12 protein-coding genes and 1 pseudogene are annotated in these 13,092 nt (G+C 41.6%); 8 read left to right on the top strand and 5 right to left on the bottom strand.

Annotated features, from left to right (window positions below; translation table 11 throughout):
* A pseudogene (locus DPF90_RS06130) lies at positions 1 to 282 on the top strand (IS4 family transposase); the annotation flags it as partial.
* Between the two features lie 44 nt (positions 283 to 326).
* Here the strand turns inward: DPF90_RS06130 and DPF90_RS06135 are convergent.
* Positions 327 to 788: a methyltransferase family protein gene (locus DPF90_RS06135; protein ID WP_114785634.1), complete on the bottom strand. Its 462-nt coding sequence runs from the start codon at positions 786 to 788 to the stop codon at positions 327 to 329.
* 65 nt (positions 789 to 853) lie between these two features.
* The gene (gene ydiJ, locus DPF90_RS06140; protein WP_114785455.1) at positions 854 to 3,886 is read right to left on the bottom strand and encodes a D-2-hydroxyglutarate dehydrogenase YdiJ; all 3,033 of its coding nucleotides are present in this window, start codon (positions 3,884 to 3,886) and stop codon (positions 854 to 856) included.
* 202 nt (positions 3,887 to 4,088) lie between these two features.
* Between ydiJ and DPF90_RS06145 the strand changes: the two genes are divergently transcribed.
* From DPF90_RS06145 to DPF90_RS06165, 5 genes are all read left to right on the top strand, one after another.
* Positions 4,089 to 4,769, top strand: coding sequence for a DUF3334 family protein (locus DPF90_RS06145; RefSeq protein WP_114785456.1), 681 nt, complete (start codon positions 4,089 to 4,091; stop codon positions 4,767 to 4,769).
* Positions 4,770 to 4,927: 158 nt separating this feature from the next.
* On the top strand, positions 4,928 to 5,623 hold the full coding sequence (locus DPF90_RS06150; RefSeq protein ID WP_114785457.1) for a DUF2786 domain-containing protein: 696 nt from the start codon (positions 4,928 to 4,930) through the stop codon (positions 5,621 to 5,623).
* A gap of 166 nt (positions 5,624 to 5,789) precedes the next feature.
* Positions 5,790 to 6,458: a YiaD family glycine zipper/OmpA-like lipoprotein gene (locus DPF90_RS06155; RefSeq protein ID WP_114785458.1), complete on the top strand. Its 669-nt coding sequence runs from the start codon at positions 5,790 to 5,792 to the stop codon at positions 6,456 to 6,458.
* A 98-nt stretch (positions 6,459 to 6,556) separates the two neighbouring features.
* Positions 6,557 to 7,612, top strand: a complete 1,056-nt coding sequence (locus DPF90_RS06160) for a tetratricopeptide repeat protein (RefSeq protein ID WP_114785459.1) — start codon at positions 6,557 to 6,559, stop codon at positions 7,610 to 7,612.
* A gap of 146 nt (positions 7,613 to 7,758) precedes the next feature.
* Positions 7,759 to 7,944, top strand: a complete 186-nt coding sequence (locus DPF90_RS06165; protein ID WP_114785460.1) for a hypothetical protein — start codon at positions 7,759 to 7,761, stop codon at positions 7,942 to 7,944.
* A 70-nt stretch (positions 7,945 to 8,014) separates the two neighbouring features.
* On the opposite strand, the gene DPF90_RS06170 is transcribed toward DPF90_RS06165, so the two are convergent.
* The 3 genes from DPF90_RS06170 to DPF90_RS06180 all read right to left on the bottom strand — a co-directional run bounded on the left by DPF90_RS06170 (position 8,015) and on the right by DPF90_RS06180 (position 11,222).
* Complete coding sequence (locus DPF90_RS06170) at positions 8,015 to 10,207, bottom strand: membrane dipeptidase (RefSeq protein WP_114785461.1); 2,193 nt, start codon at positions 10,205 to 10,207, stop codon at positions 8,015 to 8,017.
* A gap of 252 nt (positions 10,208 to 10,459) precedes the next feature.
* On the bottom strand, positions 10,460 to 10,927 hold the full coding sequence (locus tag DPF90_RS06175) for an OsmC family protein (RefSeq protein WP_114785462.1): 468 nt from the start codon (positions 10,925 to 10,927) through the stop codon (positions 10,460 to 10,462).
* A gap of 64 nt (positions 10,928 to 10,991) precedes the next feature.
* On the bottom strand, positions 10,992 to 11,222 hold the full coding sequence (locus DPF90_RS06180; RefSeq protein ID WP_205395172.1) for a hypothetical protein: 231 nt from the start codon (positions 11,220 to 11,222) through the stop codon (positions 10,992 to 10,994).
* Positions 11,223 to 11,542: 320 nt separating this feature from the next.
* On the opposite strand from DPF90_RS06180, the gene DPF90_RS06185 reads away from it, so the two are divergent.
* Together DPF90_RS06185 and DPF90_RS06190 are read left to right on the top strand one after the other, a co-directional pair.
* Positions 11,543 to 11,935, top strand: a complete 393-nt coding sequence (locus DPF90_RS06185; protein WP_114785463.1) for a hypothetical protein — start codon at positions 11,543 to 11,545, stop codon at positions 11,933 to 11,935.
* A gap of 197 nt (positions 11,936 to 12,132) precedes the next feature.
* A complete protein-coding gene (locus DPF90_RS06190) occupies positions 12,133 to 13,050 on the top strand; it encodes a universal stress protein (RefSeq protein ID WP_114785464.1) in 918 nt (305 codons plus the stop codon).
* Positions 13,051 to 13,092: the final 42 nt, after the last annotated feature.

Consider the following 13,092-nt stretch of genomic DNA (forward strand, 5'->3'; position numbering starts at 1 on the left):
ATTATTTTGCTTGCCTATAATTTAGTACGTTTAGAAATGATTCATATTGCCGAAGATGCCAATGTAAGCCCAACTCGGGTTAGCTTCACAGCAGCAATAAATTTGATAGATGCCCAGTTGCGATGGCTAGCGCTCAGCCCCGATGGCACTTTACCTGTCAGGCTCAAACAAATGCGAGAGAGCATCAGCCATTTCATTTTGCCAGATAAAAGAAAGGACCGAACGTTTCCACGTTCAGTCCTCTTTGTTCGGGCCAAATATCCATTTAGATATAAGTGTTAATACTTATCCGAACGGCATTACTACAAACATGTGGGGCTTTTCTTTTATATCCAACGCCTAACACGCTGCTTATAATCCACATAGGTTGCTCCAAATAACTCCTCTAAAGCCGCTTCTTCCGGCAAAATTTGAAATCTATTAATGTAGAATACAAAAGTAAATGTAATCAACATACTTAAGATATTTTGCTGCCAGTAAGCAAAACCAAACAGCAAAACGAACATACTTAAGTACATTGGATTTCTAGTAAACGAAAATACACCTGTATCGACTACCTTTGACGCTTGCTTTACCTGAATAGGATTAATAGTTGTCTTCGCTTTTCTAAACTCATAAACACCCGCAAAACCAACAAGCACCGATACGACAAGACATGCTATCAATACGATGTGAGCGAACGGCAAATTAACAGACAGGGTATTAAATTCTTCGCTGGTAAACTTAATCGCTAAACACAAGATGATAAAAACAAGTGGTGGAGGAAGCTTTCTTTCAAGACTTTTCATATCCCATACCAACCTGACTGACTTAAATAAAAAATAGCCCAGCACAGTGTGCTGAGCCAGATCATTCAAACAATCTTTAGTAATGCTTGCAATGGGTGCTGCATTTTGGTGCTATCAAACCGCTTAACTTGGGTTCGACAAGAATAGCCCGTAACAAGGCATCGATCTTTAGGCAACTGCTCTATCTGGGGTTTCCAACTTAAGCCATAGATATCCCGCGACATTTCAAGTTTGTCGACCTCATGGCCAAAGGTTCCAGCCATACCACAACAACCCACGGGGACAGTGTTTAGACTTGCCCCAAAATGAGTGAATATCCTACCCCATTCTTTTTCAGCATTGGGCATTTTTGTCTTCTCAGTACAATGAGAAAACAAATACCAAGGTTCCATAAATTTCGAAGCAGCAACTTCAAACTCGTCGAGTCTCGGTTCTAGCCACTCGTGAACATTGAGCACTTCGAAATCCCCTCGTTTTTCTCCCAAGACTTCGTTGTATTCATCTCTGTAACAAAGGACAAGTGCGGGGTCAACACCAACCATGGATAGGTTGCAATTAGCTACTTGTCGCAAAAAGTTCGCTGTAGTTTCTGCTGTGTGAGCAAATCGCTTCAAAAAGCCCTTAACGTGTTGAGCTTTGCCATTAGGCTTAAATGGCAGTAACACGGGTGTTTTTCCGAGTTTAATAAGCAGTTTTGCAAAGTCTTCGACGACATCCGCATCGTAATAGCTGGTGAACGGATCTTGGACAATAACCACATGATTAGCCTTATCATCAGCAGATAGGCGTGTCATTTCGTCCAAATTAAATCTTTTATAGATGCTCATTCTTGCATTAAGTGTCGGTACAGACATCAGAGGAAGATCTGTGTAGCCGACCACAGAAGTAGTCAATTTCTGCACCCAATTCTGACCCAAAACACCGTTTATAAGCTTCGGTGTCTTTGCCATTAACGGCAGTAGAGACTCAATATTAGCAACAAGATAGTCTTTTGCGGGGCGTTGATATCGCGAGTAATAAATATTCAGAAATCGAGAGCGAAAGCTTGGTACATCAACTTTAATCGGACATTGGCTGGCGCACGCTTTACAAGCTAAGCAACCATTCATAGCTTCGAGCACTTCATGCGAGAAATCATAGTTTCTATGCTTGGTAAGAGAATTTTTTACTCGCTCAATCATAGACTTTATCGACACCGTATCAGCAAGCGTTTTCTTCTCGAGATCAAGAATATCGATACCCTGCTCGGTGAGCTGCCTTAACCATTCCCTCACAAGGCCAGCTCGCCCTTTTGGTGAGTGGCGTCTGTCGGCCGTCACTTTCATTGAAGGGCACATGGGCGAGGACGTATCATAGTTAAAACAAAGCCCGTTGCCATTACATTCCATCGCTTGTTTAAAACTGTCACGAACCTTTACATCGATCTGACGATCGTAATAACCCCGTTTAAGCCCTGCCACTTTGACCAATTCAGCTTGGCTATCAAGAGGTGTGCAAATCTTACCTGGATTCATTTTATTATGTGGATCAAAAGCGGCTTTCACTCGCCTTAATTCCGTAAATAACTCGTCGCCAAAAAACTCGGGACCATATTCAGAGCGATAGCCTTTACCGTGCTCTCCCCACATCAAACCACCGTATTTTGAGACGAGCTTAACTACCTGATCAGAAATTTCATGCATGAGCACTTCTTGCTTAGGATCACACAGGTCCAAAGCTGGACGTACATGTAAAACTCCTGCATCAACATGACCAAACATGCCATAAGACAGTGATTTAGAATCAAGTAATTGACGAAAGTCAGAAATAAAATCGGCTAAGTTTTCGGGAGGTACACAAGTGTCTTCAGCAAAAGCCACTGGTTTAGCACGCCCTTTAGCAGCGCCGAGTAAACCTACGGCTTTCTTTCTCATGTTGTATATCCGTCCGATACTCGATAAGTCTCGACAGACTTGATAACCTATGATCCCAGCTTCTTCACTGGCAATCATGTTGTCGAGCTTTTCGGTCAAAGCCTTGAGTTGGCGATCAACTTCCTCAACATCATGACCAGCATACTCCACCATGTTAATCCCTTGCATATCTTTACCAGGGACATCGGTCAATAAATCACTTACCGTGTGCCATACAATGTCTTGTTTGGCTAAATTCAACACGTTGGAGTCTATAGTTTCTACCGATAATGCGCTTGCTTTAACCATAAAAGGTGCATTACGCAGTGCCGAATCAAAACTGTTGTACTTAACATTCACCAAAACTCTTACTTTAGGGATCGGGGTGAGATTGAGTTTGGCTTCAGTGAGAAATGCTAAAGACCCCTCAGCACCACAGAGAACTCGGGTGATATCAAACTCGCCAGTTTGCTCGTTAATGGCATTATTTAAATCGTATCCGGTTAAAAAACGGTTAAGTGGTGGGAATTTTGCTTTGATTTGGTCTCGCTTTTCACGACATACTTTTTCGGTGACTTGCAAGGCACGATGAGCCAAACCTTCTTCATTCGGTCTACCACCAGACATATCGGATTCGAGCAACGAACCATCTGCAAAGACCGCCTGGACGGACAAAACATGATCTGACGTTTTTCCATATTTTAACGAGCCTTGTCCAGACGCATCGGTATTGATCATGCCGCCAATCGTTGCTCGGTTGCTGGTTGAAAGATCCGGTGAGAAAAAATACCCATAAGGCCTTATGGCATCATTTAGTTGATCTTTAACAACTCCAGTCTGAACTCTTACCCAGCCCTCCTCTTGATTAATTTCAAGTACCTTGTTCATATGGCGAGAAAGGTCAACAACGATTCCTTGAGTCAAAGACTGACCATTCGTCCCAGTTCCACCGCCACGAGGCGAGAAAGTAATCCGCTCATAATTTTCTTGTGTGCTGAGCCTGCTCAATAAAACGACGTCTCGAGTCGATTTAGGATGCACAACAGCCTGAGGGAGCTGTTGATATACGCTGTTATCAGTGGCGACCGCCAAACGGCTAGAATATTGACTTTCGATGTCGCCTTCAAAACCCTCATTTTTGAGGTCTTTGAGAAAACCGAGTACAATCGGATCAACATCAGACTGTGAGTGTAATCTTGGTAACATTTGCTTCCTGCCCCTACTTCACTATTCCTAACAGTAAAGGGTCCTAATAAACGGATAATATTTTTTGATTTTCGTCACTTTACAACATTTGAAACGGCGAATAAAACATAAATACGATTTGAAAATGGCGCTTATCTAATTTCTTATCCACACTTAGTCATTATGGATTAGTTAGCACATGTCTTTTATAAGAGAGCCATCAATGAAAAAAAATCAAATCATCACTACAGAAGATATTCTTTTAAAACTTTGCCAATCCGTATCAACCATATTGAGCGAAGCGAGTAATTCAGATATCCATTACTCTGCCATGGTGCAAAAAATCACTAAAACAGGTTTAAAGCCTGATTTCGGCTGCTTTGTTCTGTTTGATGGTGGTTTCTCCGGTTTGGTTGTCATCAATTTCACTTCAAAAGCTGCATTAGAACTGTATACGAATTATATGCGCCATATGGGCATGCCAGAAGAAGAATTAGCTACATTACACACCTCAGACGAAGTGGCAGATGTTCTCGGTGAGTTGATGAACCAGATAGTTGGAGGCTTCACCAACCAAATACGTAAAGACCTCCAGACGCACATTACTCAAAACCAACCCAAAATGCTTACGCTAAATAAACAAGTCATTCTGTCAGTTGATACAAACCTTGATCGCCCACAAGCGAGACGAGTAACGTTTTCCACCGAAACAGGCAATATTTTCTATCTTGAACTTGCCATGGACAAGACAGAGTTTATTCAGCTTGAAGAGTTCGAATCACATGAAGAGGAAAGCCCTGACGCTATCTTGGAACAGGCACTCTTGGATGTGAGGGAAGAAAAAGAAGGTAAAGAAAAATCAAATACACAAGCTTCTGATTTAATGGATGACCTTGGTATTTAGGTTCTCACACACTATATCTACAGCCGCTCATACTGAGCGGCTTTTGTTTGTCTTAATTATGCACCTTCATTAAGATTCTTGCTTCAAGAGTTCCGTTTTAATGTCAGAAGAGTTAAAATACCCGACTTCTTTAGAAACGGTGAGATTTTCTGTTGTCGATGGATAAACAAAAAGCCCTAAAAAAGATCGCTAAATGTCTTGAACTTGGTAACTCTGCCAATGTTAACGAAGCTGCCAATGCAATAAAAATGGCACATCGTCTGATGCTTAAATATGGCTTAGACAAAGATGATATTGAATTCATCAAAATGGGTAAAACTCAATCGACACACCTGCTCCCCTCCAATATCAGCTCTACCTTATTGCGTATTATTCGCGGAATTAACACAAAATTTGGCGTTGAGGCAGTGCTTACAAACCATAAAGGATTGAAAAGAGCTGAGTTTATTGGCGAAGCAGACCGCGCTATCTTTGCAGCCTTCGCATTTGATATCGTTTATCGAGAGCTTAACGAACAGACTGGAAAATTTCGTAACAGCTTTGCGGGAACAGGGACCTCTAACACCGAAGTAACCCGCCGCGTGAACTCATTTATCTCTGGGTGGGTCGAAGGGGCACTCGAAAAGCTGCCGATGATCAACCCTGATGAAGACTCTTGCAAAAAAATCGACGATTACATAGACAAAGAGTTTAAAAACATAGATCGCGAAACCTTCAAGAAACAGTTGAAGGAAGCCATGAAAAACCTAACCGAAGACTATGAGGTCGGCTTGAAAAAAGGTCGCTCTGTATCAGTAAGCAGACCTATCGACGGCGCGCAAGCACCCAAAATGTTACGAAAACATTCCCAGTAATCAGTACGAGGTGGTTAAATTTCATCCACTTATGTTTGAAGTAAGCAAATATTCAGTAAATTGATACATATATAATTGACACAAATATCATCTAGAGCATTAATTGCTTTGCTCACACTGTCGAGTGTGGGCGCATTCAATCAATGATTCTACATGGAGATTTTTTGTGAATAAATTAGCTTTAGCAGTGGTGGTAACAACTCTTCTTTCCGGTTGCCAAGCAACCCAACGTGAAAATGCAACAACAGGTGATAGTGAGACCAACTCTGCAACCAAGGGCGCCTTACTAGGTGCAATAGCAGGCGTGGCTGTCGGTCTTGCGACAGGGGATGACGCTACCGAACGCCGTCAGCATGCATTAATAGGTGCAGCAGGTGGTGCTGCCATAGGTGGTGGTGTGGGCTATTATTTTGATCAGCAGGAAGCCGCTTTAAGAAAATCACTACTCAATTCCGGCGTACAAGTAGAGCGTGTTGGTGAGAACCAGCTTCTTCTGCGCATGGAAAATGGTATTGGATTTCAAAGTAGTGCATACAACCTCGACACTAGCATTCACAAAACCCTGCAAGGTGTCGCCAAAATATTGGTTGAGTACCCTGACACAAGCCTCGTTATTGAGGGGCATACCGATAGCACAGGTAACGATACTAGCAACCAAGTACTATCTGAAAAGAGAGCAGAATCTGTGCGTTCCTACCTAATTTCACAAGGCGTAGCCTCCGGCCGTGCCATCGCACGCGGCAACGGAGAACGCTTCCCTATCTGCACTAACACTACCACCGAAGGTCGAGCTTGTAATCGTCGTGTAGAAATTAAAATTCTTCCGCTTAAATAAAACGTATTGACCTGACTTACTACTGTACCTTTCTCATTACCCAATAAATACATTACACTATAGGTCAGGTCATTCTGCTTATTTCGTAAAGGAATACATTGAAATTTGTTAGCCTTTCACTGCTTCTGTTCTGCTCTTTTTGTATGGCAGAATCCATCGACGCTTTAACAGCTAAAGCGCAGAACAACGACGTTGAGGCTCAAATTCTCCTTGCTGAGCAATATCTCACTACCTCTTCGCCTACCTCACGTGTCGATGCGTTATATTGGTTTGAACAAGCCGCCAACAATGGTAGCTCACAAGCAGCCGCTCGGTTAGCTTCTCTGTATCTTGAAGACGGAGCGTCAAAACGTGATGTCCAAGAAGCCATCTACTGGTTGACCCGTTTAGCTCTTGAAGGCAGTACAGATGCGCAAATTAATTTGGGTAAAGTCTATGAAAGCTTGCCTCAACTACCCAAGACACTAGATTTAGCTGAAGTGTGGTATCGAACCGCATCTGCTGGCAATGAAAAGGCGGATGAAGCCTACTCGGGAGTGCTGGAAAAGAAATTTAATGCTCAGAGAGCCAAGCAAATATCATCAATAGAGCAATTAGAGATTCAGTTCGACGATCTCAGCCTTAAGATTGATCCTATTGCTAAAAAAGTATTAGGTTCATCGGTCAATAATGACAGCTTAATCTATGCGCTATTGGGTTTTTCCCTGATCCTTTTAATGGTAATCATCTGGTACCACTTAAAGCTACGTAACTTTTCGACTCAATCAAGCGCCCTAGAAATAGACTTAGATTACGAAAAACGTGAATTACAAACAAAGCTAGCAGAGAGAAACCATCAGCTTAGGCAGCAAAAGAAGCAATTAGAAACCCTCTACAGACAATTCAAAAAGATTCAGTCCTCTTCCGCTTCGCAGCAAGCTAAGGCGAGACTCAATCCTACAGCTCCGGAAAAAGATCAAAAGCTATCACTCGCCTGCGCACTGTTTGGGTTTAAGATTAATTCCATTCCCAGTGAAAAGAATATCAAGATTCGCTACAAGCAGTTGTGTAAGATTTATCATCCAGACTTAAAAGGGAGTGATGAAGAGATGAAGAGGCTGAATGGCGCACTTAAAATCATCCTTCACCACGTTAATGCCCCACTTCAAAGGTGACAAGCCCCAACCTCTTCTAGTCAATTCATGACGTTACGTAATCGATTCCTTTCGCAATTCACATAACAAATAGTTAACTTTAATTTATTGGCCGTGTAATAATTCGCGCCAAAAATAACACCGCAGAATAGGTTTAGGGGTGAAGGATGTTTACTATTGAAGGTGTTTGCGATTGGTGCAAAAAGCTCAGTATGGTCACCAAACATGAATATATAGATGGGCTTTGCCATCACTCTTGTGAAGAGTGTAACGACATTGCTAAATTAGATGTTCGCCAATTTAATGCAGCTGAGATCCAGCAGCAAGAAAAAGACGCTCGTTCATCAAGTTAAATAAAGCATAATAATGGTAGAGATTGGAACGCGTACATACCAAATAGTATGTACGCTTGCAGGTTAGGCTTTAATAAATGGCTTGTTTTGTGGATGTCGAACTCAATAGAGGCTGTGCAGACGTGTTAACTTTAACAGCTTCTATATGAGGCTCGCTGTTATTCACTTCTGACCTCTCCCACATCTGTATATAAGCTTCTGCCGAGTTCATAACCGCCTCGTATACTCGAGCAGATCCTTGCTCTCGCATATCTTGAATGTGATCGGCCAGCATACCGTAATGAGCCATTCCTTCCTGATTAAAATCAAATACCCGATTTCCTGAAACTTGCTTGTCAAACACTAATCCAAATTCCGACACGTAAGGATAATTGAGAGGATTAGTGGATACATCAAACCTAGGTCCCGGCTGAGTGCCTAAGCCATTCATATCTGTGCCAACACCAACTCCAGCTAAGTAAGGCGTCTTTTCTAACTCATCAAGATACCTAGATACCATAATTTGCATTTGATAAGCGTCACCATTGTAGGGTCCAACAAAGCCACCAGCATGAATCAAACGCTTGGTGTTAGGATGAAGTCCGTCACCTCTTGATGTATTCATCCAGCTGTGAGATGAAATGACCCCACTGTATTGCCTCTGCTCGACAATATCCATCACAGCCGTGGCTGTGTCTGGGCTCATATGGTCCATTTCAATCAGCATTTTTTTATCTATCATTCGATTAACTAAATATTCACCAAGTGTGCTTAAGCCATGCTGGTTACAATGCAAAATGGTCTCATCATATTGAGGGTTTAAACCAGCTGCATCGAGAATGGGTTTGATGAAAGGAAGTTGGCCGATTAAAGGGAAACCTGGGTAAAACTGTTTGTCCGTTCCAGTTTGAGCATCGCATTCTTTAGTTTCAAAAAAGTAACCTGTCGATAGTAGTTGGCCAATATTGATAAACTCATGTTCAACCCGAGAGCCCGCCAATTGATTGTCAAACTTGTGAGTGGGGTAGACGATTCTTACTCCCAAGTCATAAAGCTCATTAAGCCCAGCTTCGATAGTCTCGAGATTACATATATCCTTCTTGCCACAGTTAAAAGTTTCAGACGCTTCAACACCCATCAGCACCGCCATCTTTCCGTCTGCAATCACTTGGCGAGCTTCACTGGGTGAAGTCACCAGACGAAAAAAGCCCTTGCCAACCCCACCTGATTGAGCATCTATATAGTCCTGCATCTGATTGAGTCTTTGGATCTGTAAGCGTATGCTGTCCATAGTGTTACAACTGTTTGGATTTATCCAAGAACCAGGATTTACTGTCGATTGAATATGGCAAAGCACTTCATTTTCCACTAAATGACTGACCATTAACCTAAGACCAGATAAATACGCCCGTTCGATCCACTTGTAGTAGTATCCCATATGGCTCATTTCTTTATGGTTCGGCCAAAAAGGGAAATCAGGCCAACCTCGGGTATCGTATCTATGCGTAATATCATTGAAAGCCAGTAAGTTACCAATAATGTCAAGCGATCCATCAGGGCCATGCGCTTCAGCGCTGTCTTTTAAAGCTTCTTCCACTCCCCATAGATGAAACGGCTTGCCATGCATCATTTTGCCACCCATAAATTCATATGATGTAACATGGGTGTGAGGATCCACATACCCTCTAATCGGTTTATTAACATCTCCGGCTAGGGCAGTTCGGTCGCCAGTAACATTGACCTCAACTTCAGGAAAGGCTTTACAACCCGTTTGCTCAACCAGCAAAAACTCTCTTTCGCTGGTTTTATGTCTTGGGTTCAGTAAGTCGAAGAAATAGAGGTCTCCATCTTGCCAATTGTGCCTTAGTCCCATATTCAAAGCTTTATTATACAATCCAAACCGCTGTTCATTTGCAACTTCAGTTGATGAGACACTCCACTCAGCAAAACTTCCAACATATTGTCCTGCGCTTATCTGCGACGGCAAATGGCTGGCAAGAAATCGCCCTTCTCTATCGGTCAAAAAATAATTCGTAAATGATGTCGGTTTCATGTAAAACCGCTCTGCCTCAGCTATTGGGACAGCCTCAAACCGATAACTCAGACCATCATTTACAGGTCCTCCTTTATCATACTTGGTTAGAAAAGTTCCATTGTGAGGCGATTGGATGGAGTAGCACCCCAGTGCTAATTGGTTTACGACTTCGTTCTTTGGTTCGGCATAAGTATTTGCAGAAACAGCAACAGCGCAGATCACCAAGCCAGAGCAGAGAGTAATTTTCATTGCGCTCTTTCCTTGTTGTTTGCATTAAATCTTACTACTGACGTTCGAGTTGATATGAATCGCCTAATATGAGATATAGCTCATATCAACATTAACAAAATAGTCAGGAATAAGTGCAATGGCTAGATTTTAATCACAAATAATTAGATTTAAAGTGACATGATCAATCTTATGGCCTTATCAGTGGCTAGTTAGTAGGGCAATGGAGGACAGAGGTGCGCCAGGAAAACCAGTTATTGGCGCCGAGTTTTATCAGTTCACAACTTCGGTTACCACTTCAGTGTTTACTGAATTGGCAATAAAGCAGTTTTCATGAGATATATGGTGCATTTTTGTCAGTTGTTCATTGGTGGGAATTTTATCACCGGAAAACACTATATGTGGGCGCAAAACGACCTTAGTTATGGCTTCCCGACCCTCACTATTTTTGCCAAGCATGCCAATCGCTTCATCCGTATAGCTATCGATCACATACTTACGTTTAGCTGCAATCGACAAAAAGGTTAAGATATGACAGCTAGATAAAGCTGCAACAAATGCTTCTTCGGGGTCAAGGTTAGATTCATTAGATAATGGTAATGGCACAACATGTGGGGACGGAGATGCTGGTATCGATAGTCCACCATCAAATTCCCAAATGTGCGCCCGATTATATTGATTATCTGTAAATGTCTCGTCTTCATCTCGTACCCAGCGAATAACGGCTAAATGCTGTGACATATTATGATTCCTAACGGTAATAAATAGAATTTGTTGCTAATTTTTAAATATATCTTGGTCACCTTCAATCTAGATAATCGGGGGTGTGCAAGTTCGTTCCGCACAACTTACATTTATAATCACCTGTTGGCTCACCCGACATTAAGATGTTGGCTATTCTGGCGAATAATCCAGAAAAGAATCCTTTAACTTCTGTTTCCATACTTTGTTCAGGCTCAGAAAAACCATAGTACTTGTGAGACGTCACTTCTTTACAATTGCAACAGAACGCTTTAGTTTCTTCAGCGCCGTATATTTGAACCAATTTCATTACCTCAAAAATGGTAATTTTCATCGAGCGATTAATACAAAGCTAGATGGCAAATGATTTATAAGGACCAAATTTACTGCAAGTCTATATCTCTTACCCATTTAATTAGACCAAAAATTAGATGCTCATCAAGTTTTCGTGGCATTTATATAACTATATGAAATTAAAAACGAATTATCTTGTTCCCTCTTACCTTAATTCTTGTATTTGAGTTCGAGGTATTAGTCACCGTCTACTTGGTGACTTGTATGAGCCGAAAACTGTGGTCGCGATGACAATTTATTTAATTAGGGAGAACAAGAACTATGACCAAGAACATCATTATCGCGCTAGGAGCTGGTTTTATCGGAAGCCTAGCCAATGCACTAGCAATCTACCTTATTAATCCCTTGCAAGGACTAGCGTCACCGGATCACCTTTTTGTTTATAAACAAGTCTTTTGGGGCAGCTTGTGGGCATTGTTGTACTGTACGCCTTGGTTTAATACGCAAAGATGGCACATTAGAGGTATCTTAGTTGGCGTTGCAGCAAGTCTATGTACGTTTTTTGTTTTTCAAGCCATCCCTCTCAATCCAATGAATCTTATCAAAGCATTTATAGTCAATGTAATTGCTTGGGGCATGTTGTCTTCGTATTGCTATGAGCAAGCAATAAGTCATGAGAAAAATGAAAACAAGGCAATTGAACTTACTTCATAAAAATCAGCGCTATATTGTAGTTTGAGCAATATAGCGTTTCTCATAACTATCATGTTGCAACTCTTCATAGTGTTTCCAATATTGAATATCCAACTTATGGTTTCATAGGATAGAACCATCCTAATATTAATAATATTGTTTTTAAAAATGGCAATTTGGTCCTGGAGCGGTAAAACTTAAACGAGACGGAGGTGGATATGGAAAAGTTCAACAATCTACTGTTCTTAACCAAAGGTGTGATGGATCATAACGAGCCTCTTGCTCAGTCCATCCACATTGCCAATAGGAACCAAGCTAAATTGACAGGCCTTGTCGTTTGCCCGCACCTTCCTGATGATATGCACGAATATCGAGAACATTATGAAGGTTCGCTGATTGAATCATTGCAAAGTCAAATCCAAAGTAGCTTATTGCTATCCATAAACGATATGGATATTGCAGTCGAGCTGATTGTGGCCGAAAAGCCGGATGTTGAAGCCATTCGTTATGTCGAAAAACACAAGATTGATTTGGTCATCAAAGAGGCAGAAACTGGCAAAAATAATAGTTTGGGCTTGCGTGCTATTGATATGAACTTATTGCGTAAATGTCCATGCCCAGTATGGCTAAATCGTCCAACCAATAAACCTACTGATCAGCAAAGAGTTGCCGTAGCTATTGATGCAAATGCAACAACAGAAGAAGAGCGTAGGCTTTCCATTGATCTTCTTAGACTGGGTCGCACAATTACCGACAATTGTGATGGCCAGCTTCACATTGTTTCTTGCTGGGAATATGTTTTAGAAAGCTACTTAAAAGATAATGTATGGTTTAAACCTTCGGAAGAAGAGCTGGATAATCATATAACGTCAGCTAAGCAGCAACATTCAGTCGCATTACAAGCATTAATCGATGATTCTGGTATTGGAGGTGATATCACTACTCATCGACTTCATGGTGCTCCAGATGATGAAATTCCAGCATGTGTTGAAGAAAAAGAGGTTGATATTCTGGTTATGGGCACATTGGCACGTACTGGAATAGAAGGGGTAATCATAGGTAATACGGCTGAAAATATCGTACAAAGCGTAAGGTGCTCATTGGTTGCATTAAAACCCAAAAATTTCAGCTCATAGAGAAAATCACCTAAGTCGCCAGGTATAGCTTTAGTGCAGGAC

This window comes from Vibrio tetraodonis, from assembly GCF_003350295.1.
Taxonomy (GTDB): domain Bacteria; phylum Pseudomonadota; class Gammaproteobacteria; order Enterobacterales; family Vibrionaceae; genus Vibrio; species Vibrio tetraodonis.